Here is a 20,541-nt window from a genome sequence, read left to right as displayed (position 1 = left end):
CCCTTGAAGGGGTCACGGCCTCGTTCGGCACGCGTTCGCCGACGGCTACTCCGCCTCCGAACCCGCCATGTCCTCCGCCTCCCACACCGGCTCCACCAGCACCGTGACGATGCGGTTGCGCCGTCCGGCGGCGGACTCGGCGGTCAGGCGCAGCGCCCGCAGGCCGCCCGGGACGGCGAGTCCGTACGTCAGGAGGTCGACCTCCGCCTTCGCGCCGGCGATCGGGACCCGGCCCAGCGACTTGGCCAGCAGCCCGCCGACGGTCTCCACGTCCTCGTCGTCCAGCTCCAGGCCGTACAGCTCGCCGAGGTCGCCGATGTCGAGCCGGGCCGTGACCCGGTGGCGGCCGTCGCCGAGCTCCTCGACGGGCGGCAGTTCACGGTCGTACTCGTCCGTGATCTCGCCGACGATCTCCTCCAGGATGTCCTCGATCGTCACGATGCCGGCCGTGCCGCCGTACTCGTCGATGACCACGGCGCAGTGCGTGCGCTGCTGCTGCATCTCGCGCAGCAGGTCACCCGCGTTCTTGGTGTCCGGCACGAAGACGGCGGGCCGCATGGCCGTCGAGACCAGCTCGGACTCCGCCTCCCGGCTGATGTGCGTCTTGCGGGCGAGGTCCTTGAGGTAGACCATGCCGACGATGTCGTCCTCGCTCTCCCCGGTCACCGGTATGCGCGAGAAGCCCGAGCGCAGCGCCAGCGTCAGCGCCTGCCGGATGGTCTTGCCCCGCTCGATGACCACCAGGTCGGTGCGGGGCACCATCACCTCGCGTACGAGCGTGTCGCCGAGCTCGAAGACGGAGTGCACCATGCGGCGCTCGTCGTCCTCGATGAGCGATTCCTTCTCCGCGAGGTCGACCATGGCCCGCAGCTCCGCCTCGGAGGCGAAGGGGCCCTTGCGGAAGCCCTTGCCGGGGGTGAGGGCGTTGCCGATGAGGATCAGCAGCTGGGGCACCGGGCCCATGACGCGGGCGAGCGGCAGCAGCACATAGGCGGCGGCGGTCGCGGTGTTGAGCGGGTGCTGGCGGCCGATGGTGCGCGGGGAGACGCCGACGGCCACGTAGCTGACGAGGACCATCACGGCGATGGCGACCGTCAGCGCCTGCCAGGTGGCCTCGAATTCGCGCAGGCAGACGTAGGTGACGACGACGCCCGCCGCCATCTCGCACGCCACGCGCACCAGCAGCGCCACATTGAGATAGCGGGTCGGGTCGGCGGCGACGGCCATCAGCCTGGCGCTGCCGCGCCGCCCCGACCGTACGGCCTCCTCGGCGCGGAACCGGGTGGTCCGGGCCAGGCCGGCCTCGGCGCAGGCAGCGAGCCAGGCGATGACGAGCAGCAGGATCGCCGCGGCGATCAGCTGCCCGGTCACGTGATCGTCGGAGCCGGCGAGGGCCCTTCGATCCCGCGCTCGGCACGCCAGCCGTCGACGATCGCCGCCTGGAGGCCGAACATCTCGGCCTTCTCGTCGGGCTCCTCGTGGTCGTAGCCCAGGAGGTGCAGGACGCCGTGGACGGTCAGGAGCTGGAGCTCTTCGTCCATGGAGTGCCCGGTCGGCGCGTCCTCGCCCTGCTGCTTGGCGACCTCGGGACAGAGCACGATGTCACCGAGCAGGCCCTGCGGCGGCTCGTCGTCGTCCTTGGCCGGCGGGCGCAGCTCGTCCATCGGGAAGGACATGACATCGGTGGGGCCGGGGAGGTCCATCCACTGGATGTGGAGCTGCTCCATGGCATCGGTGTCGACAACGATGACCGAGAGTTCGGAGAGCGGGTGGATGCGCATCCGGGCGAGGGCGTAGCGGGCGACGTCGAGGATCGCCTGCTCGTCGATGTCCGTGCCGGATTCGTTGTTGACGTCGATAGCCATCGTTTTCGGTTACTTACTTTCCATTGCGCTCGTCGAACTGCTCGTACGCGTCGACAATACGGCCGACCAGCTTGTGACGGACCACATCGGTGCTGGTGAGCCGCGAGAAGTGGACGTCCTCGACGCCCTCCAGAATGTCCACGACCTGGCGCAGACCGCTCTTGGTGCCGCCCGGGAGGTCGATCTGGGTGACGTCACCCGTAATGACGATCTTGGAGTCGAAGCCGAGGCGGGTGAGGAACATCTTCATCTGCTCGGCGCTGGTGTTCTGCGCCTCGTCGAGGATGATGAAGGCGTCGTTCAGCGTGTTGTGCGTCAGCAGGTAGTCCTGCGTCACGTACAGCGAGTCCTCGGCCGCGACCTGAATGCAGACGGCGTCCTCCCGGCCTGCAGGCTCGATACTGTCGATGAAACGCATCGGGCGTCCGCCACCTCCGGCAGCACGGTATTTCTCCAGCTTGCGACCGAGGCGGAAGGGCTCAATGCCCTCAGGGAGCCGGATGTCGACGACGTGGGCGTCGTGGCGGTGGCGGACGTCGCGGCCACGCGCCCTCCCCGGATTCCTGCCGTCGGCTGCCCGGCGGCGGGTGTACGCGACCCCGCCGAGCGACCGGACCAGTTCGATGACATCGTCGCGGAGCAGGATCGATGTGGTCGTGTACTGGACGCGGCAGGTGCGGTCGGACTGCGTCACAGGGCCGCCGTCGGCGTCGAGCAGGCCCTGCAGGACGGCCAGGCGCACCTCGGACGAGTTGCGCAGGTAGTCGTCCGGGACGAACTTCGAGTGCGAGCGGACGCCGAGCATGTCCAGGGCGCGGAGCATGCCGGTGACCGGGTTTTGCAGAGTAACCACGTCACCCGGTTGCTTCACCCGGCTCAGCGTGTAGTTGACATGGTCCTTCCAGCGGACCTCGATGCCGGGAAGGGCGTCGTCCAGTGCCGCCGCGAGCTCCCGGTCGGCGGTGGCGAACGAAGGAGTGTTGGAGCCGGTAAGGCACCCGTCACCGAGCAGCAGGCCAAGGGCGTACGGGTCCATGGGGACCTCGCGCTCCGGGAAGCTCACCGGAGCGGTGAGCATCGGCAGCTCGTACCGCCGGGCGTGCGCGGCACGCAGGTTGCCAACCATCTCCTGGGTCTCCAGGACCCGCCACGGCTTGCTGCGGCGGCGGTCGGAGGCTGTGCGGACCGTCCACAGGTGCTCGCCGCAGCACAGCGTCCAGGACCCGTCCTGGGCGGTGACGCGGTAGATGTCCTTCTCGCCCTGCGGGTACACACCCAGGACCGGGGTGGGCTCACCGTTCGAGCCGATGACCAGGTCACCGACGTGGAGGTCGCCGATGGGACGCCAGCCATCCGGGGTCAGGACGTTCGTGAAGACAGGCTGTGCACGGCCGCGCATATAGGCCAGCGGCGCCACCTCGATCGTCCCGGCGGCCATCAGGCGGGGGATGGAATCAGGGTCGAGCATGTCGTGCAGGGCGTCGTAGAGCGGCCGCAGATACGGGTCGATCTTCTCGTAGAGCGTGCCGGGCAGGAAGCCGAGCCGCTCGCCCGCCTCGACGGCCGGCCGGGTCAGGATGATCCGGTTGACCTGCTTGGACTGGAGGGCCTGGACGGCCTTGGCCATGGCCAGGTAGGTCTTGCCGGTGCCGGCGGGGCCGATGCCGAAGACGACCGTGTGCTTGTCGATGGCGTCGACATAGCGCTTCTGGTTGAGCGTCTTGGGGCGGATGGTGCGGCCGCGGCTGGAGAGGATGTTCTGGGTGAGGACCTCGGCGGGGGTCTCGGCGCCCGCTCCCTCGCCGCCTTCTTCGCGCAACATCGCGATCGACCGTTCCACCGCGTCCTCCGTCATCGGCTGCCCGGTGCGGAGCACCAGCATCATCTCGTCGAACAGGCGCTGCACCAGGGCGACTTCCGGTCGGTCCCCGGTGGCGCTGACCTCATTGCCCCGGACGTGGATGTCGACGTTGGGGAAGGCCTTCTCGATCACGCGCAGGAGCGCGTCCGCGGACCCCAGGACCGTCACCATCGGGTGCTTGGCCGGGACCGTCCAGCGGGCTGTCGCCTGCGGTCGTGTGGGTGTCTGAGTCATGGGCCGGCGCTGGGGCCTGCTCATCCCTCTTTTCCATGTCTGACAACTGTGACTGCGTCTGTCCGGGCCGGACCTCACGGGCCGTCCGTCCTGGATATCCAGGGTACGACGGTGCACCGACAAGCCCGAGGAGTTTTACCGCCGCTTAGGGCCGCGGCCGCCCGTCGCCCGCGGCCCGTGGCCGCCGGCCGCTCACGGCTGCCGGAATCCGAGCGTGGGGACGGCCCGGCGCAGGGGCCAGGGCCGGGCGGCGGTGGGCAGCAGGCTGTCGAGGAAGGTGTAGCGGCGCAGGGCGGCCGGGGTCTGGTCGTCGTAGGTCCGTACGTGCTTCCACCAGGCGGCGATCTCCACCCAGCCGGGCGCGGACAGCGACCCGCCGAATTCCTGCACGGACAGGGCGGCGGTCAGCCCCGCGAAGGCCAGCCGGTCGGCGAGCGGCCAGCCGGCGAGGGTGCCGGTGACAAAGCCCGCGACAAAGACGTCGCCGGCGCCCGTGGGATCGAGTGCCTCGACGGCGATGGCGGGTACCTCCGCGCTCTCGCCCGTGCGGCTGTCGACGGCGAAGGCGCCCTTCTCGCCCATGGTGACGACGGCCAGCGGCACCTTCTCGGCCAGCGCGCGGGCGGCGGCGCGCGGGCAGTCGGTCCGGGTGTAGCGCATCGCCTCCTCGGCGTTGGGCAGGAACGCCTCGCAGTGCTCCAGGTCGGCGAGGTCGGTCGGGTCCCAGCGGCCCGTCTCGTCCCAGCCGACGTCGGCGAAGACCCGGCTGCCGCGGCGGGCGGCGCGCGCGATCCACTCCTCCTCGCGGCCGGGCACGAGCAGGGCCACGCAGGCCCGGGCCGGCGGCGGGCACTCGGGGGCGGGCTCCTCGGGCGGTGGCGCCTCGTGGCCGTGGGAGACCATCGTGCGCTCGCCCTCGTAGGCCATGGAGACGGTGACCGGGGAGTGCCAGCCGGGCACGGTGCGCGACAGGCCGAGGTCGATGCCCTCGCCGCGGGAGAGGGCGTCCCAGCAGTACTCGCCGTACATGTCGTCACCGAAGGCGGCGGCGAGGGAGGTGCGCAGGCCCAGCCGGGCGAGGGCGGTGGCCATGTTGGCGATGCCGCCGGGGCTGGAGCCCATGCCCCGGGCCCAGGACTCGGTGCCGCGCACGGGGGCGGAGTCCAGGCCGGTGAAGATGATGTCGAGGAAGACGGTGCCGGTCAGATAGACGTCGGTCTCCGGGTCGCCCTCGGCACGGACCTCGGCCAGCGGGTCGAGGACGGGCGCCGCCCCGGCGATTCCCTCGGCACCGGTCGCGCCCCTGAAGCGCTCACCGGGGAAAGCCGACGGCGGTGCCGCATGAGGCGAAAAGATCGTCATGCTCGCTCGCTGCTCCTCTCACGGGTGCGGGTCCGGACAGTCTGCCCGATGCTGCGATACGTTCCGTTCCATGAGGCTGACGATTCTCGGCGGTGGCGGATTCCGGGTTCCCCTCGTGCACCGGGCCCTGTTGGACGACGCGCGGCGCGACGCTCCGGGACGGTGCACCGAACTTGTCCTGTACGACACCGACCCCGTCCGGCTGAAGGTGATCGGCTCGGTGCTGGCCGCGCAGGCGGCGGACGTGCCGGGGGCCCCGGTCGTACGGGTCGCCCGGGAGCTGGACGAGGCGCTGCGCGGCGCGGACTTCGTCTTCTCCGCGATCCGGGTGGGCGGCACGGCCGGACGCGTGCGTGATGAAAGGATTCCGCTGGGCGAGCGCGTCCTGGGCCAGGAGACGGTCGGGGCGGGCGGTGTGCTCTACGGGCTGCGGACGATCCCGGTGGCGCTGAACATCGCCGAACGCGTCGCGGCGGTCGCCCCCGACGCCTGGGTCATCAACTTCACCAATCCCGCGGGCATGGTCACCGAAGCCATGGAGACCGTGTTGGGTGAACGGGTGATCGGCATCTGCGATTCACCCGTGGGGCTGGTGCGGCGCGCCGCGCGGGCAGCGGGCGTGGATCCGGACGAGGCGCTCTTCGACTACGTGGGCCTCAACCATCTGGGCTGGCTGCGTTCGTTGACGTCCGACGGCAAGGACCTGCTGCCGGGCCTGCTGGGCGACGAGAAGGCGCTGATGTCCTTCGAGGAGGGCAAGCTCTTCGGTGCGGAGTGGCTCCAGGCGCTGGGCGCGCTGCCCAACGAATACCTGCACTACTACTACTTCCGCCGCGAGACGCTGCGCTCGGTGCTGGAGTCGGTGGAGACCCGGGGCGAGTTCCTCGACCAGCAGCAGGGCCACTTCTTCACGACGGCGGCGGCCGCGCTCGACAAGGCGTACGAGCTGTGGGAGCGGACCCGGCGCCGCCGGGAGGAGACGTACATGGCCGAGAGCCGGGCGGCGAGCGGCGGCTGGCAGCGCGACTCCTGCGACCTGGACGGCGGTGGCTACGACCGGGTGGCGCTCGCCCTGATGCGGGCGATCTCCGGAGGCGTACGCACCCGGCTCGTCCTGAACGTCCCCAACGGCACGACGGTGCCCGCGCTGGACCCCAAGGCCGTCATCGAGACGGTGTGCGAGGTGGACGAGCGCGGCGCCCGGCCGCTGCCGTGCGCCCCCCTGCGGGAGGACCAACTCGGGCTGATGCTCCAGCTCAAGGCGGTCGAACGGGCCACGATCGAGGCCGCCATGTTCAGAGACCGCGGCGCCGCGCTCAGAGCCCTGGCGCTGCACCCGCTCGTCGACTCGCCGGCGGTGGCGGCCCGCATTCTGGAGCGGGCGGCGGACTCCCCCGCTCTTCGCGCGTAGAAAGCTTCTGACCTGGGCCTTGACCGGGTGGCGCGGCACCCTCTAGCTTCGCGCTGCACCCACCTTGTTACCCAGGAGTAAGAACGTGTCTTCGAAGCGCATGCGCATCCGCATAGCCGCCGCCACCGCGGCCCTCACCGTCGGTGGCGGTCTCTACGCGGCGGGCGCGGCCAGCGCCGACCACTCCGTGCCCCGCACGGACAAGGAGATCCCGAACCTCGCGCAGGTCCAGGAGAAGATCAAGGCGTACTACGGCGACACCGTCGACAAGTCGGGGCAGCACTACGCCTCGCCCGACAGCAACTACGCCAAGCAGGTCGCGGACATCGAGAAGAAGGCCAAGGCCCGGATCGACCGCGCGGTGCGCGACGGCGAGCGCGGCGGAAAGTCGAAGAAGGCCAAGCCGGCCATCGTCGTGGACCTGGACGACACCACCCTGCTGACCTACAACTACGAGCTCCAGCAGGGCTTCCACTTCACGCCCGAGTCCCAGGACGCGTACCTGAAGTCCACCGACATGGCCGCCGTCTACGGCATGCCGCAGCTCGTCAACTGGGCGCAGTCGCGGGGCGTCACGGTCTTCTACGTCACCGGCCGCGGCGAGCACCAGCGCGATTGGAGCGTGCGCAACCTCAAGAACGTCGGCTACAAGCCCGCCGCCGACACCGCGCACTTCTTCCTCAAGAACAAGAAGACCCCGCCGGCCTACCTGCCCTGCGGCGCGACCTGCACCACGGTCGAGTACAAGTCGGGCACGCGCAAGCACATCGAGTCCCAGGGCTACGACATCGTCGCCAACTTCGGCGACCAGTACAGCGACCTGAAGGGCGGCTACGCCGACCGGACGTACAAGCTGCCGAACCCGATGTACTACCTGCCGTAGCTCACCGGCGCTTCGGCACCGCCACGCGCATCAGGTCCCGGGCGACGGTCAGCTCACCGTCGAAGCCCGCCGCCCGGGCCTGCCGCTCGAAGACCGCCGGGTCGTCGTAGCGCTGCGAGAAGTGCGTCAGCACCAGGTGCCGTACGCCCGCCTCGGCCGCCACACGGCCGGCCTGGCCGGCCGTCAGGTGGCCGTGGTCGGTGGCGAGGGCCTCGTCCTCGTCGGTGAACGTCGACTCGATGACGAGCATGTCGCAGCCCTCGGCCAGCTCCCGCACGCCCTCGCACAGCCGGGTGTCCATCACGAACGCGAACCGCTGCCCGCGCCGGACCTCGCTCACGTCGTCCAGGGTGACGCCGCCGAGCGCGCCCTCCTTCTGCAGACGTCCCACGTCCGGCCCGCTGATGCCGTGCCGCGCCAGCAGCTCCGGCAGCATCCGCCGGCCGTCGGGCTCGGTCAGGCGGTAGCCGTACGACTCCACGGGGTGCGAGAGACGGCGCGCCTCCAGGACGTACGACGGGGTCCTCGCGAGCACCCCGCCGCTGCCGGAGACCGGCTCCTGGGCCAGCGGCACCGTCTCGCGGTAGGCCGTGGCGTACCGCAGCCGGTCGAAGAAGCGCTGGCCGCTCTTCGGGTAGTGCGCGGTGACCGGGTGCGGCACCCGGTCGAGGTTGATCCGCTGGATGACGCCGGCGAGCCCGAGGGAGTGGTCACCGTGGAAGTGGGTGACGCATATCCGGTTCAGGTCGTGGGCGGCCACCCCGGCGCGCAGCATCTGCCGCTGGGTGCCCTCGCCGGGGTCGAAGAGCAGGCCCTCGCCGTCCCAGCGCAGGACGTAGCCGTTGTGGTTGCGGTGTCGTGTCGGCACCTGGCTGGCGGTGCCGAGGACGACGAGCTCTCGTACGGACAAGGGCTTAACCGGGAGGCCAGTTGAGGCCCCGGCCGCCGAGCACGTGGGCGTGGGCGTGGAAGACGGTCTGGCCCGCGCCGCTGCCGGTGTTGAAGACGATGCGGAAGCCCTTGTCGTCCACACCCTCCTGCGCGGCGATCTCGCCGGCCTCACGCAGTATGTCGGCGGCGATCGCCGGCTCGGCGGCCGCGAGGGAGGCGGCGTCCGGGTGGTGCACCTTGGGGATCACCAGAATGTGCGTGGGTGCCTGCGGGTTGATGTCGCGGAACGCCACGGTCGTCTCGGTCTCCCGGACGACGGTCGCCGGCACCTCGCCCGCGACGATCTTGCAGAACAGGCAGTCGGCCTGCGGTTCTCCCGCCACCGGTGGCTCCTCGTCTCGTCGGCTCGTACGTCCCGGATGCTACCCGCCCGTCGCGGCGCGCCGGTGATCAGTCCGACCGTGCGGCCGCGCGCTCGAACCACATGGTCAGCACCAGCGGGACGCAGCCGACGAGCACGAGCGCGCGCAGGTACGTCCGGTCGGTCCACGGCACCGCCACGACCGCCACCGCGAAGAGCATCCCCCACAGCGCCTGCCCGACGGCGAGCCGCGCCCAGAAGAAGCGCCGCAGCAGCAGCCGGACGCTCATCCGGGCGCCCTGCGGCAGCTTGCGGTAGACGCGCCATCCACCCACCGCCCACACCGCCGACATCAGCACCAGCGACCACATCCGCGGTCCGAGCGGCGCGGGCAGCGCCGTCGGGTCGTCGCCGGTGGGGAAGACCCGGGCGGAGAGCGCGGCCAGGAGCAGGCAGATCAGGGCGAACCAGCGGGTGCGGCGCAGCAGCCGGTAGACGACCGCGTGGAGCCTGCCGGCGATGTGGTCGGAGCCGGGGTTGGCGCCGAGCGCGGCGCTGTACTCCTTGGCCAGCTCCGGGAGCTTCGCCTCCTTCGCCAGGTCCTTCATGCCGGCGAGCTCGGCGCGCGCCCAGGCGTCGTCGGGGTCCAGCCGGAGCACCGCGTGCAGGGCCTGTTCGGCGATGTCCCCGCGCTCCATGTCCCGCGCGATGTAGTGCAGCGTGGAGTGGGCGGAAACCAGCTCGGGGTCGAGGCCTATCGCCTCGACGGCGACCTCGTACGCCTCCTCCAGACCGGCCTTTTCCGGGAACATCCGCAGCGCCCTGGCCAGCGTGACCCGGGGCACCGCCGACTCGGGGAGCAGGCGTACGGCCTCCCGGGCGGCGTCGGCCGCGTCGTACACCAGGCCCCTGAAGCGGAACGAGTCGCTGCGGCGGAGGTGGGCGTCCCCCTGCTCCGGATCGACGCGCAGGGCCTGGGTGGCCGCCTCCATGGCGCCCGTCCAGTCCTCGGCGGCGTTGCGGCAGGCGGCGAGCCGCTCCCAGGCGAAGGCGTCGTCCGGCTCGCCGGCCAGATGACGTGACAGCAGCTCCTGCGCCTGGTCCAGGCGGTTGACCTCCATCAGGGCCATGGCGCGGTCCAGGACGGGCGAAGGAGAAGAGGCGTTCTCGCTCACAGCATCTTCTTCCGCTTCAGGTACGCCAGGAGTTCGTCGTACGAACCTCCCTCGTTCGCGAACTGCGCCACATTCCGGGCGGAGGCGAACCACGGTCCGGTGGAGGGCCGCACCTGGTCGAGCGCCGCGAGCAGGTCGGACATCTCGATCATGCGGGCGCGGCCGGTGCGGACGGAGTCGAGCAGGGCGCGTTCGGAGGCGGACTCGCACAGGTGCTGGAGGTCCGCGCCGGAGAACCCGTCGGTCCGCTTGGCCAGCTTGGCCAGGTCGATGCCTGCGACGGGGCGGTCCTTGAGGTGGTGGTGGAGGATGCCCTCGCGCGCGGTCTGGTCGGGCGGCAGCACGAGCAGCATCCGGTCGAGGCGGCCGGGGCGGCGCAGGGCGGTGTCCACGTCCCAGGGGTGGTTGGTGGCGGCGAGGACGAAGACGCCTTCGTTGGCGGTGCCGTCGACGCCGTCGAGCTCGGTCAGGAGCTGGTTGACGGTGTTGCGCATGCCCGTGTGGCGGACCTGGCTGCGCTTGGCGCCGAGGGCGTCCATCTCGTCGAGGAAGAGGACGCAGGGGGCGTTGCGGCGGGCGGTCTCGAAGAGCTGGCGCAGATTGCGCTCGGAGTTGCCGATCCACATGTCGAGGACGTCGCTGATGCTGACCGACATGAAGCGCGCGCCGAGTTCGCCGGCCACGGCACGGGCGATGTACGTCTTGCCGCAGCCGGGCGGACCGTACATCAGCAGTCCGCCGCGCAGGCTCTTGCCGTAGAGCTTGCGCAGTTCGGGGTTGCGCATGGGGGCGAGGAAGGCGGCCTCCAGGCGCTCCTTGACCTCGTGCATGCCACCGACGTCGGCGAGGGTGATGGTGCCGGGCTCGACCTCCCAGAGGGAGGAGTCGTCGGTGGTGCCCGTGCCGTCTGCGGCGAGTGGGGGCTCGGGCTGCTGGGGGATGCCGCCGTGCGGTTGCTCCGGCGGCTGAGGGGGCTGGACGAAGCGGGGCGGGATGACGTCGGAGAGCTCGCTCTCGGCGCTCTTCCAGTCGTACGCGCTCTCCGGGGCGTGCGGGGCGGTGGAGACGACGGCGGAGGCGCTCGGGGCTTGCGCGGGAGCGGTCGACGCCTGCGCGGGGGCGGCCGGGGCGACGGCGCGCGCGATGAGCGTGTGCGCCTCGGTGTTGCCCGGTTCGCGCTGGAGGGCCGCGGCGACATGGGTGATGGCGTCCTGGGCGTGTCCACCGTCGAGCAGAAGCTGGGCGAGGTGCAGGCGCAGGGGCACGTCGTCGGGCGCGGCGTCCACCGCCGCGCGCAGGCTCTTGATGAGCGGGGACTCGTCGGACATGACCCCAGCCTATGCGGGCCCACTGACAGGCTTCGCTACTTGCCCCGGGGCTTGTCGGTGGTGCAGTCCGGGGAGGGCGTGGGGTCGGTGGGCGGCCGGGCGGTGTTGCCGGGGCCCGTGGGCGGCCGTGCGGTGTGGCCGGGCTTCGACGGTGGTTCGTGATGCGTGGGCTTCCGCGGCTTGTCGGACTTGCCGTTCGACCCGTCCGATCCGTCCGATCCGCCCGTGACGCCCTCGCCCGAACACTCCCCGAGCACGCTCGCGGTGAAGGCGGTCTTGCCGTCGACCTTGGCGGTCAGCCGCCCCCGCACGCACGACTGCCCGTGGATCCCGGTGACCCGTCCGTAGACGATGATCTTCTGGTTGCCGCCCGTCCTGCCCTCGCAGTCGACCCCGACGGCCGTCACCGGGCGCGGCGACCCCTTCTCCGTGGAGCCGCCCTGCTCGGCCGTGCCGGTGCACGTGAGCCACTGCACGTAATAGCCGTCCTGTTGGAGGCGGGCGGTGGCCCGCTGGTCCGTGGTGACGGCGACGACGACCGAGTCGAGGCCGCCCACGCCCGGTTCGCAACCGGTGAGCAGCACGGCGGCAGAGACCACGAGCGCCGTCACCCCCGCCGCGTACAGCACTTGTCGGGCCCGTAGGCGCCGCAATGCACCCATAGAGGACAGCTTCCCACTCGCGCGGTCGCCGTGGAAGGGCGGCTCCGGACACTTCCCCGAGCGCCCCCGGGGCACGCCCCCACGGCCGGGACGCACGGCCCCAACTCCCTGTCACCTTCGGCCGCCGGGGGCGCGGGGCCATAAGGTGAACCGGTGAGGACCGAACAATCACGCGCCATGGCGGCGAGCCGGCCCTGGCAACCCGCGACACGGATCGAGGAGCAGCTGCGCGAGGCGGCGAAGAGGAAGGACGAGAAGGGCTATCTGCGCGTCCTCGCGGAGGCCGACCTCTACATCTACCTGCCGAAGGCCGACATCGACGCGGGCTCCACCTCCACGTGGAAGACCTTCGACGACGAGCTGGGCAATTGGTGCATCGCCGTGTGCACGACGGGCGAACGCCCGCCCCGCCGCAGCCGGCTCGTCGCCTCCCGCACCACCCTGCGGACGCTGGCCGACCACTGGCCGGACTCGCGCTTCTCCCTCTACGTGAACCCGAACTCGCCCGCGGGCATGCGGCTGCGAGCGCGTACCTGGGACCGCCGCCGCTGGAAGCGGATCGCGAAGGAGACGGCCGGCGACGGCCCGGCCACCCTGCTCACCAAGCTCACGGGGCCGCGCACCGGCGACCTGGCCCACGCGCTGGGCTGCGGGGCGCATCTGTCGGTCACCAACGGCGTGCCGTGGAACGAGATAGCCGACGTCTACCACGACTACGAGATGGACGTGCAGCTGCTGCGCGAGTCCTGGGGCACCACGAGCCCCCGGGACTGGCAGCGCGAGATGAACGCGCTCCTGGCGGCCGACAACAGCCCTGTAGGGCCCGAGTTCGCCCTCAGCGTCCGCCGGGAGCTCTCGCGCGGCGCCGAGGCCCCGCTGCGCCCCGACGCGTGGCGGCGGGCGTGCACGGCGGTCCTCGGCGACCTGGCGGCCCCGGCGGAGGCCGACGGGGAGATCCAGGAACTGATCGGCCGCATCCTCCGCTACGAGGCCCGCTTCCGCGCCGACGGCCTCCTCCCCGAACAGGGCTACGTCCGCAGCGCCGTCGGCTACGACTACGGCCGCGCGGTCGGCTTCGCCCGCTGGGGCCTCAGCGCCCGCCTGTGTCCGTCGGAGGCCGCCGAGGGCGCGATCCGCCGCGCGGGCGCGCTGTGCCGGGGCGCGTACGAATCCTGGGCGGACTTCTCGGCGGGGTACGCGCTGGGGCGGGTGCTCCGATTCGACACGGAGGAATTCGGCGAGTGGTACGAGAACGTGCTCGTACCCCACCGCATTCTGATGTCGGAGCGGGAGAGCCCGTGGCGCACGATCGAGTGGGCGGGGTAGGGAAGGCGGAAACGGCGGCCCGCGATGGGAAACGGGCCGCCGCGTTTTCCTCTCACCTACCGGTCACCTACCGGTCACCTACCGATTGAAAGTCCACTTCTGATTGTTCCAACCGTTGCAGCCCCAGAGCTGCACCTTCGCGCCGTTGTTGGGGATGGTGTTGGTGTCTCCGTCGAGGCATTGGTTACCGAGGCGGTTCTGGAGGTTGGTGCCGTTCCACAACCAGATCTGGTTCGTCCAGCCGTTGCAGCCCCAGAGCTGCACTTTGGCCCCGTTGTTGGGGATGGTGTTGGTGTCGCCGTCCAGGCACTGGGACCGGTATCCGTTCTGGATCGTGTAGTTGCCGACGGGCTGACCGGGGGTCGGCGTCCAGTACCAATGCTGGTTGTCCCAGTTGTTGCACCCCCAGAGCTGCACCTTCGCACCGTTGTTGGGGATGGTGTTCCGGTCCCCGTCGAGACACTGATTCCCGAGATGATTGGTGAACGCGGGGGTGCGGTAGACGACGTCGGCCCCGGGCTTGACGGTCGAGCCGAGGGCGGGCAGCTGAGCTGCGGATCCGACGTCCACCACTCTCTTCCCGGCGGCGGGCCCGGTCACGGGCTGCTCCTGCGCCTGCGCCCCCACGCCTGTCGCCAGCGTGAAAGCCACCGCACTCAGACCGGCCGCGATTCCGAGCCCCATACGGGTTTTCTGCATGGTCGCCTCATTCCTCAGGTACGTACCTACGGACGGACCTTGCTTGCCGTACGTACCGCCACCGAACGCCGATGAGGCAGCGGCGACTGCGCGACTGTGCAGGGACCATCTGGCCACGGGTTGCCCGCACTTGCCAGGGCGGAGGGCGAAGTGCAGCGCCGTGTTCCGGCCGAAGGGGATACGATCTCGCGATGCCCTCTCTGACAATCGTCCTCCTCCCCCTCCTCGGCCTATGCGCGGTGGTTTTCGGGATCGTCCACGCCTTCAACATCCGCGGCGTAGTGACCGCCCGCGTACAACGCCTCCACAGGAAGCTGGAACTCAGGCACCTGGAGAGCGGCCGCCTCGGCCCCACGTTCATCCCCATCACCGGAACTGCGGGCTATCTCCGTTTCCTCGGCGCGGTGATGATTCCCTTCGGGCTCATAATGACCTTGGCGGGGACACTGCTTTTGATCCGCCATTGGTAGAGCGGCAGCCGGCACGGGGAGAGTGGCAGCGATGAGGACGATCGGGTTGATCGGTGGCATGAGCTGGGAGTCGACGGCCGAGTACTACCGGCTGTTGAACGAGTTCACGCGCGACCGTCTCGGCGGCCTCCACTCGGCCCGGTGCGTGCTGTACTCGGTGGACTTCGCGGAGATCGAACGGCTTCAGGTCCAGGGCCGTTGGTCCGAGGCCGGGGAAATCCTGGCCTCGGCCGCCAAGTCCCTGGAAGCGGCCGGTGCCGACATGGTGCTGATCTGCACCAACACCATGCACAAGGTCGCCGACCAGATCGAAGCGGCGGTCTCGATCCCCCTGCTGCACCTGGCGGACGCCACGGCGGGCGCGGTACGGGCAGCGGGCCTGCGCCGGGTCGGATTGCTGGGCACGGCGTTCACCATGGAGCAGGACTTCTACCGGGGCCGCCTGGAAGCGGGCGGGCTGACGGTGCACATCCCGGACGCCGAGGGCCGGGCCCTCGTCCACCGCGTGATCTACGAGGAGCTGTGCCTGGGCGTGGTGCGGGAGGACTCGCGCACGGCTTACCAGAAGGTCATCGAAGACCTGGTCGCGGCGGGGGCGGAAGGCATCATCCTGGGCTGCACGGAAATCGAGCTGCTCATCGGCGCCGAGGACAGCCCGGTGCCGATTTTCCCCACGGCGCGGCTGCACGCGGAGGCGGCGGTGGAGGCGGCGCTGCACGAGCGCTGACGGCGGCTTGCCGCCGCGCGGAAGGGTCGCTGGTTGGTACAGAACGGACTGCCCCAGGTCAGGAGGTCGGCCGCCCCGCTGGGTGACGTAGGTTGGCCGCGTGATTCCCAGTGACAAGCGGCTGATCGCCGACCGATACCTCCTGACCGACCTGATGGGGCGCGGCGGTATGGGCGCGGTCTGGCGCGCCGCCGATCAGCTGTTGCAGCGCACCGTCGCGGTCAAGGAACTGCACCTCGGAGGCGACGGCGACGGACACCGGCGGGCGCTGCGGGAAGCTCGGACCATCGCCCGCGTTTCCCACCCCCACGTGGTCGACGTCTACGACCTGGTCGAATACGAAGACCGGCTGTGGATCGTCATGGAACTCGTGGACGGCCCGTCGCTCGCCGATCACCTTGCCGCTGCCGGCCCGCTGCCCCCGGCCAGGGTCGCCGAGATCGGCCTGCAGCTTCTCGACGCCCTCGGGGCGGTGCACGCCGCCGGCGCCCTGCACCGGGACGTGAAGCCCGCCAACGTGCTGCTGCGCGGCGACGGCAGTGTCGCGCTCACCGACTTCGGCATCGCCGCCCTGGCCGACGCCGAGTCGCTGACCAGTACCGGCGAGGTGATGGGCTCCCTCGACTTCATCGCCCCCGAACGGTTGCACAGCCGGCCGGCGGGCCCGCCCAGCGATCTGTTCTCGCTGGGAGCCACTTTGTGCGTACTGGCCTCCGGCGTCTCCCCGTTCGCCCGGCCGACGCCCGCCGCCGTGCTGCACGCCGTCGCCTACGAGCAGCCCGACACCTCGGGCTGCACGGGCCCGCTGCGCACACTCGTCGAGGGCCTTCTGCACAAGGACCCGGACGAACGCCTCTCCGCGGCCGACGCGGCGGACGCCCTGCGGTCGATCCGCACCCCCGGGCCCGTGCCGCCCAAGGAGACCCTGCGGGTGCGGACCCTTCCCTCACGGCGCCGACGTCGTCCGCTGCGCCGGGCAGTGGTGCCGCTGGCCGTCCTGCTGCTCGCGGCCGGCGCGACCACCGCGTACCTGATGACCGGTCCGACGACGAAGCAGCGGCATGCGGCGACGGACACGACACAGGAGCGACGGCCGACGCCGCCCGACGAGGTGCTGCGCGCGCCGGACGACCGGAACCAGTACTGGGTGTTCTCCGGGGACCAGTCCGTACTGGTCAAGGTCGCCGACGGCGACCACGCCAACAGTCGCGTCCGCGGGCCTCGCCCATTGACCGATTGGGCGGGCCTGTCGGGGTTTACCAAGGGGGCGGACGCGGTGATGCAAACGCCCGACAACCGCAACCAGTACTGGGTCTTCTCCGGTGACCAATACGCGCTGATCGAGGTCGCCAACGGCAACCACGCCGACAAACAGGTGACGGGACCACGCCCGTTGAGCGGCTGGACGAGCTTCGAAGGACTGCCGGGGGCATCACAGCGAATAGACGCAGTAATGCAGACACCCGACAACCCCAACCAATACTGGATCTTCTCCGGCGACCAATACATACAGATCGAGGTCGCCAACCGAAGCCACACCGACAAACAGGTGACGGGACCACACCCACTGAGCAGCTGGACGAGCCTCGAAGGACTGCCGGGCGCAACACAGCGAATAGACGCAGTAATGCAGACACCCGACAACCCCAACCAATACTGGATCTTCTCCGGCGACCAATACGCACTGATCGAGGTCGCCAACGGCAGCCACACCGACAAGCGCGTCCTGGGGCCCCGCCCACTGACCGACTGGAAGAACAGCTTCCGGCAAGTGCAGGAAAGTGCGCGCTGACTGACCTTGAGATATAACCCGTAGGGGCCTTCGGTGCTTGGCCCGCATACTGGTCCGATGAGTCCGGTCTCCACCCATCATCGGTTCCGGGACCCACGCAGCACGAAGTACGACTTCCTCGCGTCTGTCCTCGTGTGCTGCCCCCGCTGCGAGAAGATCGCGCACGTCGGGACAGCACCGGATCCGGCCGGAGTGCACGACCAGGGCCTCTTCGCGCCAAGGCGTCTCGTCTGCCGGAACTGCGGGACGGCAAAGGAATGGAACCGTGGAACTGTGGCCTTGCACCGGGACCGGTACGAGCCGGCCACAGACCCGTACTTCGGCGCCCGTCTGTGGTTGCAGACCGAGACCCGGCACGGGTGGATACGGGCCTACAACCTGGAACACCTGGACCTGATCAGACGATTCGTGCAGGCGCCGCTGCGTGAAGGGATTCCCTGGCACGACCACGGCCGGAAGATGACCGTGGTGGCCCGTCTGCCCGCATGGATGCAGCAAGCCAAGAACCGCGACGAGGTACTGCGGGCCATCGCCCGCATCCACGCCTCACTGCTCCGCACCTGACCCAGGAAAACTTGGCTTGCCGCTCATCCCGTGACGCGTCTGGGTGCGCGGCTGCGCGCGGAGGCGGTGGTGGAGGCGGCACTGTACGAGCGCTGACAGCGGCTTGCCGCCGCGCGGTCCGCGGCCAGGCGGGCGGAGTGATCCGGAGTGACGGCTTGAGGCGACTCACCCACCCACAACGCCCCGTAATCCATGAACCGCCGCGTACCGCACCCACGGCACCGCGCTTGCCCTCCGATGCGGGTCCACCCTGTCCCGTGTGCGCAATGTGCCGCCGTCACCAGACGGCTCCCTTCGGCAGAAGGTGGACACTGCGGAAGTGCCTGCGCACGGCGATCGCGGCATCCACGGCCTTCTCGCGATCCCCACTGCGCGCGACCCGCCGCCGCGCGGTTTCGAGGTCGGCGCACTCGACGCATCCCCACGGGGAGGCGCTAACAGGTCCGGCGACGTCCCGCCGCTCCGGATGAGTGAGCTCGAACCACAGCATCTTGCCGCCGGCCGACCCGAAATGTTCAGGTTCGAACGTGTAACTCCCCCACCGGTCGGCACACCGCGAAACGAGCAGCAGCCCCCGCCCGTTATCGGCAACGTCCTTCCCTGCCGGCTGAGGCAGGGCCCTCGTTTCACCGAACATCGCCGGAACGCCCGGACTGGAATCCCACACACTCACCCGAAGCCGCTCCCCTTCCCGCCCGTGCAGCCGCAAGGAGCAGGGCCCGTCGGTGTGCACGTACGCGTTGGTGACGAGCTCGCAGGTCAGCAGCACGGCCACGTCGACGAGTTCAGCCATCCCGTGACTACGGAGCACCGCCCGCAGTGTGCTGCGGGCAACGCCGGGGGCGCGTGGATCGCGAGGCAGTTCGAGGTTGTACGTCCAAGGCGGCGGTTTAGCTACGGTGGCCATGGAAGTCTCCTGGCGGGAGGTGGAGTTGGATCACTCAGGCAACGTGAGCGGTGTCTTGCCGCCGGTCACACCGACGGTGCGCTTCCGCGTTCGCGGCGCCGCGACTGGAGTGGCGTGGCTCACACCGTAGCGTCTGACGTGGACTACATTCCACGCAATCCATGGGCTGCAGCCCACACAACCCGATCGAGTGACAGCCGCACACCGTGTGCGAGCGCGCAAGAGGAGCACGATGCCACCGAGTACACCCGTACCGACCGCACGACGACGTCGTCTCGGCACCGAGTTGCGCCGACTGCGGGAGCGGGCTGACCTGTCAGCCACACAGGCTGGCGTTCTGCTGGGCGCAACCCAGTCACGCATCAGCAACATCGAGGCCGGGCGATATGGAGTCAGCGCGGAACGCGTTCGCACTCTGGCCCGCAACTACGACTGCTCGGACCAGCCGTTGATCGAGGCGCTGACGGCGATGACGGGAGAGCGGAAGCGCGGCTGGTGGGAGGAGTACCGGGAGACTGTGCCCACCGGACTCACCGACCTGGCCGAGCTCGAACACCACGCCACAGCACTACGAGTGGCTCAACTGATCAACATTCCGGGCCTGCTCCAGACCACGGATCACGCCCGCGCCATCTTCCGCGAGGTTGTTCCTCCACTGCTCCCTCACGAAGCGGAGTACCGCGTTTCCCATCGCATCAAGCGCCAAGCGATCCTCTACCGCGATCCGGCGCCGTCGTACACCGCAATCATCCATGAGGCCGCGCTACGCATGCGCTACGGCGGCGAGAAGACAGCGAGAGCGCAGCTGGATCACCTCATCAGCATGAGCGAGCGCGACAACATCACCATCGCGGTCATTCCGTTCGGCAGCACTCCCTTCCCAAGTTCCGGCCAAGGGGTCGACTACCTATACGGCCCTGTTACCCAGTTGGACACGGTGCAGATCGACACCGAGCACGGCGGAACACTGATCGACGCCGCAGCGCAACTCCAGAAGTACCGACTCGTATTGGACCGCATGGAGGCAGCGGCTCTGCCGCCGGATGCTTCGCGCGATCTCATCCAGAAAATCGCCAGCGATACCTGAAAGGGGAGCGGTCATGCACAGCCTCAACTGGCAGAAGTCCTCCTACAGCCAAGAGGCATCTTCATGCGTCTACTTGGCTGCGGCCCCTAGCGGCCACATACACCTCCGCGAGAGCGACGCCCCGGACACCGTCCTCACCACCACGCCCAGCAGACTCCGCCCTCTCATATCCCACATCAAGGCCGATGCACTGAACGCTTGACGCCTCAGAGGGAGCAGCCATGACCACCCTGAACTGGCAGAAGTCCTCATACTGCGAGGCAGCATCCTCGTGTGTCTACCTGGCCATGCGCCACCCCGGCGAGATCCACCTCCGCGAGAGCGACACCCCGGACACCGTCCTCACCACCAGCCCCGACAAACTCCGCCCCCTGATATCCCGCATAAAGCGAGGCACCCTCATACGGAGGTAGAGCTGGTCACCGACCCACCGTCGGCATCGTCAGCTCGAACACAAGGGACCCGTCAGCGATCTGCCGACCGCTCGTCAGCACACACCACCCAACTCACCCCAGGGAAACATTCGACGGCCAATCGGGCGATTAACCTCCAGCGGAAGCTACTCCAATGGCGGGGAAGACAATCCGAGGCTTCTCTCTGCCGCCAGCAAGCCGATCACCGGAGGATCTTCCCGGTACTCCCAGGTGGACGGCTGACGGAGCAGCACTTCAAGTGCTTCACCGCTGACGCGCTCCCCACCTTCGTGAGCCGGCCATTGCTCGCCTCGATAGACGTGAACGTATCCCACCTTGCTCCATCGGGCGATGATCTCAGCGAAGACGGGCACAACAGGCCGCCAGTTCGCTTCATCCTCGCTACCTGTCCAGTCCGCAAGCACCGACCACAAGGGAGACATTTCCCTGGCGTTGACCAGCACGCACTCCTCTTCTGCGGAGAGCCAGTCCATGACCCTTTCCTTCCATAGTGTCTGTCGGC

The 20,541-nt window shown here is 69.6% G+C and carries 23 protein-coding genes; 10 read left to right on the top strand and 13 right to left on the bottom strand.

Annotated elements, in window-relative coordinates:
* Positions 1 to 45: 45 nt before the first annotated feature.
* From ACZ303_RS05665 to ACZ303_RS05650, 4 genes are all read right to left on the bottom strand, one after another.
* Positions 46 to 1,371 (bottom strand): hemolysin family protein, encoded by a 1,326-nt coding sequence (locus ACZ303_RS05665; RefSeq protein ID WP_467335352.1) that lies wholly within the window; start codon positions 1,369 to 1,371, stop codon positions 46 to 48.
* On the bottom strand, positions 1,368 to 1,865 hold the full coding sequence (ybeY, locus tag ACZ303_RS05660) for an rRNA maturation RNase YbeY (RefSeq protein ID WP_467335350.1): 498 nt from the start codon (positions 1,863 to 1,865) through the stop codon (positions 1,368 to 1,370). Before ybeY ends, ACZ303_RS05665 begins: the two co-directional genes overlap by 4 nt.
* Before the next feature lie 13 nt (positions 1,866 to 1,878).
* Entirely contained in the window at positions 1,879 to 3,960 is a 2,082-nt protein-coding gene (locus ACZ303_RS05655; protein WP_467335348.1) for a PhoH family protein, read from the bottom strand.
* A 192-nt stretch (positions 3,961 to 4,152) separates the two neighbouring features.
* Positions 4,153 to 5,322: a carbohydrate kinase family protein gene (locus tag ACZ303_RS05650; protein ID WP_467335346.1), complete on the bottom strand. Its 1,170-nt coding sequence runs from the start codon at positions 5,320 to 5,322 to the stop codon at positions 4,153 to 4,155.
* Between the two features lie 70 nt (positions 5,323 to 5,392).
* On the opposite strand from ACZ303_RS05650, the gene ACZ303_RS05645 reads away from it, so the two are divergent.
* Together ACZ303_RS05645 and ACZ303_RS05640 are read left to right on the top strand one after the other, a co-directional pair.
* Positions 5,393 to 6,733 (top strand): 6-phospho-beta-glucosidase, encoded by a 1,341-nt coding sequence (locus ACZ303_RS05645; RefSeq protein WP_467335344.1) that lies wholly within the window; start codon positions 5,393 to 5,395, stop codon positions 6,731 to 6,733.
* A gap of 100 nt (positions 6,734 to 6,833) precedes the next feature.
* Positions 6,834 to 7,616, top strand: coding sequence for an HAD family acid phosphatase (locus ACZ303_RS05640; RefSeq protein WP_467335809.1), 783 nt, complete (start codon positions 6,834 to 6,836; stop codon positions 7,614 to 7,616).
* A gap of 1 nt (position 7,617) precedes the next feature.
* Here the strand turns inward: ACZ303_RS05640 and ACZ303_RS05635 are convergent, their stop codons facing one another.
* From ACZ303_RS05635 to ACZ303_RS05615, 5 genes are all read right to left on the bottom strand, one after another.
* Positions 7,618 to 8,526, bottom strand: a complete 909-nt coding sequence (locus ACZ303_RS05635; protein ID WP_467335342.1) for a ribonuclease Z — start codon at positions 8,524 to 8,526, stop codon at positions 7,618 to 7,620.
* Between the two features lie 4 nt (positions 8,527 to 8,530).
* On the bottom strand, positions 8,531 to 8,890 hold the full coding sequence (locus ACZ303_RS05630) for a histidine triad nucleotide-binding protein (RefSeq protein WP_467335340.1): 360 nt from the start codon (positions 8,888 to 8,890) through the stop codon (positions 8,531 to 8,533).
* 67 nt (positions 8,891 to 8,957) lie between these two features.
* Positions 8,958 to 10,043 carry a tetratricopeptide repeat protein gene (locus ACZ303_RS05625; RefSeq protein WP_467335338.1) on the bottom strand — a complete coding sequence of 362 codons (1,086 nt, stop codon included), beginning with the start codon at positions 10,041 to 10,043 and terminating at the stop codon, positions 8,958 to 8,960.
* On the bottom strand, positions 10,040 to 11,371 hold the full coding sequence (locus tag ACZ303_RS05620; RefSeq protein ID WP_467335335.1) for an ATP-binding protein: 1,332 nt from the start codon (positions 11,369 to 11,371) through the stop codon (positions 10,040 to 10,042). Before ACZ303_RS05620 ends, ACZ303_RS05625 begins: the two co-directional genes overlap by 4 nt.
* A gap of 35 nt (positions 11,372 to 11,406) precedes the next feature.
* Positions 11,407 to 12,033, bottom strand: a complete 627-nt coding sequence (locus ACZ303_RS05615; RefSeq protein ID WP_467335334.1) for a hypothetical protein — start codon at positions 12,031 to 12,033, stop codon at positions 11,407 to 11,409.
* Positions 12,034 to 12,186: 153 nt separating this feature from the next.
* Here ACZ303_RS05615 and ACZ303_RS05610 point away from each other — a divergent pair, with 153 nt between their 5' ends.
* Positions 12,187 to 13,359: a DUF1266 domain-containing protein gene (locus tag ACZ303_RS05610; RefSeq protein WP_467335333.1), complete on the top strand. Its 1,173-nt coding sequence runs from the start codon at positions 12,187 to 12,189 to the stop codon at positions 13,357 to 13,359.
* 78 nt (positions 13,360 to 13,437) lie between these two features.
* Here ACZ303_RS05610 and ACZ303_RS05605 read toward each other — a convergent pair whose 3' ends face one another.
* A complete protein-coding gene (locus ACZ303_RS05605; protein ID WP_467335332.1) occupies positions 13,438 to 13,959 on the bottom strand; it encodes an RICIN domain-containing protein in 522 nt (173 codons plus the stop codon).
* Between the two features lie 290 nt (positions 13,960 to 14,249).
* Between ACZ303_RS05605 and ACZ303_RS05600 the strand changes: the two genes are divergently transcribed.
* The 4 genes from ACZ303_RS05600 to ACZ303_RS05585 all read left to right on the top strand — a co-directional run bounded on the left by ACZ303_RS05600 (position 14,250) and on the right by ACZ303_RS05585 (position 17,611).
* Positions 14,250 to 14,528, top strand: a complete 279-nt coding sequence (locus tag ACZ303_RS05600) for a hypothetical protein (protein ID WP_467335330.1) — start codon at positions 14,250 to 14,252, stop codon at positions 14,526 to 14,528.
* Between the two features lie 31 nt (positions 14,529 to 14,559).
* A complete protein-coding gene (locus ACZ303_RS05595; protein ID WP_467335328.1) occupies positions 14,560 to 15,255 on the top strand; it encodes an aspartate/glutamate racemase family protein in 696 nt (231 codons plus the stop codon).
* A 100-nt stretch (positions 15,256 to 15,355) separates the two neighbouring features.
* Positions 15,356 to 17,047 (top strand): protein kinase domain-containing protein, encoded by a 1,692-nt coding sequence (locus ACZ303_RS05590; RefSeq protein WP_467335326.1) that lies wholly within the window; start codon positions 15,356 to 15,358, stop codon positions 17,045 to 17,047.
* Positions 17,048 to 17,104: 57 nt separating this feature from the next.
* Positions 17,105 to 17,611: a hypothetical protein gene (locus ACZ303_RS05585; protein ID WP_467335324.1), complete on the top strand. Its 507-nt coding sequence runs from the start codon at positions 17,105 to 17,107 to the stop codon at positions 17,609 to 17,611.
* Between the two features lie 23 nt (positions 17,612 to 17,634).
* Here ACZ303_RS05585 and ACZ303_RS05580 read toward each other — a convergent pair whose 3' ends face one another.
* Together ACZ303_RS05580 and ACZ303_RS05575 are read right to left on the bottom strand one after the other, a co-directional pair.
* Positions 17,635 to 17,892: a DUF6255 family natural product biosynthesis protein gene (locus tag ACZ303_RS05580; RefSeq protein ID WP_467335322.1), complete on the bottom strand. Its 258-nt coding sequence runs from the start codon at positions 17,890 to 17,892 to the stop codon at positions 17,635 to 17,637.
* The gene (locus ACZ303_RS05575; protein ID WP_467335320.1) at positions 17,889 to 18,518 is read right to left on the bottom strand and encodes an ATP-binding protein; all 630 of its coding nucleotides are present in this window, start codon (positions 18,516 to 18,518) and stop codon (positions 17,889 to 17,891) included. Before ACZ303_RS05575 ends, ACZ303_RS05580 begins: the two co-directional genes overlap by 4 nt.
* Positions 18,519 to 18,750: 232 nt before the next feature.
* Here ACZ303_RS05575 and ACZ303_RS05570 point away from each other — a divergent pair, with 232 nt between their 5' ends.
* Genes ACZ303_RS05570 through ACZ303_RS05560 form a run of 3 tightly spaced genes read left to right on the top strand, consistent with a single transcriptional unit; the run spans position 18,751 to position 20,018 of the window.
* On the top strand, positions 18,751 to 19,605 hold the full coding sequence (locus tag ACZ303_RS05570) for a helix-turn-helix domain-containing protein (protein WP_467335318.1): 855 nt from the start codon (positions 18,751 to 18,753) through the stop codon (positions 19,603 to 19,605).
* On the top strand, positions 19,562 to 19,807 hold the full coding sequence (locus ACZ303_RS05565; RefSeq protein WP_467335316.1) for a DUF397 domain-containing protein: 246 nt from the start codon (positions 19,562 to 19,564) through the stop codon (positions 19,805 to 19,807). Before ACZ303_RS05570 ends, ACZ303_RS05565 begins: the two co-directional genes overlap by 44 nt.
* A gap of 19 nt (positions 19,808 to 19,826) precedes the next feature.
* Positions 19,827 to 20,018, top strand: a complete 192-nt coding sequence (locus ACZ303_RS05560; protein ID WP_467335314.1) for a DUF397 domain-containing protein — start codon at positions 19,827 to 19,829, stop codon at positions 20,016 to 20,018.
* Between the two features lie 146 nt (positions 20,019 to 20,164).
* Here the strand turns inward: ACZ303_RS05560 and ACZ303_RS05555 are convergent, their stop codons facing one another.
* Complete coding sequence (locus ACZ303_RS05555; RefSeq protein ID WP_467335312.1) at positions 20,165 to 20,512, bottom strand: hypothetical protein; 348 nt, start codon at positions 20,510 to 20,512, stop codon at positions 20,165 to 20,167.
* Positions 20,513 to 20,541: the final 29 nt, after the last annotated feature.

Source organism: Streptomyces sp. NPDC023527 (genome assembly GCF_055560115.1).
Note: the sequence above shows the minus strand (reverse complement) of the source record. Positions and strands in the feature narration are given on the sequence as shown.

What these genes read in the sequence shown, in the direction of transcription:
- ybeY (WP_467335350.1), bottom strand. Translation starts at nt 1,865, where the DNA reads ATGGCTATCGACGTCAACAACGAATCCGGCACGGACATCGACGAGCAG.
- ACZ303_RS05655 (WP_467335348.1), bottom strand. Translation starts at nt 3,960, where the DNA reads ATGACTCAGACACCCACACGACCGCAGGCGACAGCCCGCTGGACGGTC.
- ACZ303_RS05650 (WP_467335346.1), bottom strand. Translation starts at nt 5,322, where the DNA reads ATGACGATCTTTTCGCCTCATGCGGCACCGCCGTCGGCTTTCCCCGGT.
- ACZ303_RS05645 (WP_467335344.1), top strand. Translation starts at nt 5,393, where the DNA reads ATGAGGCTGACGATTCTCGGCGGTGGCGGATTCCGGGTTCCCCTCGTG.
- ACZ303_RS05640 (WP_467335809.1), top strand. Translation starts at nt 6,834, where the DNA reads ATGCGCATCCGCATAGCCGCCGCCACCGCGGCCCTCACCGTCGGTGGC.
- ACZ303_RS05620 (WP_467335335.1), bottom strand. Translation starts at nt 11,371, where the DNA reads ATGTCCGACGAGTCCCCGCTCATCAAGAGCCTGCGCGCGGCGGTGGAC.
- ACZ303_RS05615 (WP_467335334.1), bottom strand. Translation starts at nt 12,033, where the DNA reads ATGGGTGCATTGCGGCGCCTACGGGCCCGACAAGTGCTGTACGCGGCG.
- ACZ303_RS05600 (WP_467335330.1), top strand. Translation starts at nt 14,250, where the DNA reads ATGCCCTCTCTGACAATCGTCCTCCTCCCCCTCCTCGGCCTATGCGCG.
- ACZ303_RS05595 (WP_467335328.1), top strand. Translation starts at nt 14,560, where the DNA reads ATGAGGACGATCGGGTTGATCGGTGGCATGAGCTGGGAGTCGACGGCC.
- ACZ303_RS05585 (WP_467335324.1), top strand. Translation starts at nt 17,105, where the DNA reads ATGAGTCCGGTCTCCACCCATCATCGGTTCCGGGACCCACGCAGCACG.
- ACZ303_RS05575 (WP_467335320.1), bottom strand. Translation starts at nt 18,518, where the DNA reads ATGGCCACCGTAGCTAAACCGCCGCCTTGGACGTACAACCTCGAACTG.
- ACZ303_RS05570 (WP_467335318.1), top strand. Translation starts at nt 18,751, where the DNA reads ATGCCACCGAGTACACCCGTACCGACCGCACGACGACGTCGTCTCGGC.
- ACZ303_RS05565 (WP_467335316.1), top strand. Translation starts at nt 19,562, where the DNA reads ATGCTTCGCGCGATCTCATCCAGAAAATCGCCAGCGATACCTGAAAGG.
- ACZ303_RS05560 (WP_467335314.1), top strand. Translation starts at nt 19,827, where the DNA reads ATGACCACCCTGAACTGGCAGAAGTCCTCATACTGCGAGGCAGCATCC.
- ACZ303_RS05555 (WP_467335312.1), bottom strand. Translation starts at nt 20,512, where the DNA reads ATGGACTGGCTCTCCGCAGAAGAGGAGTGCGTGCTGGTCAACGCCAGG.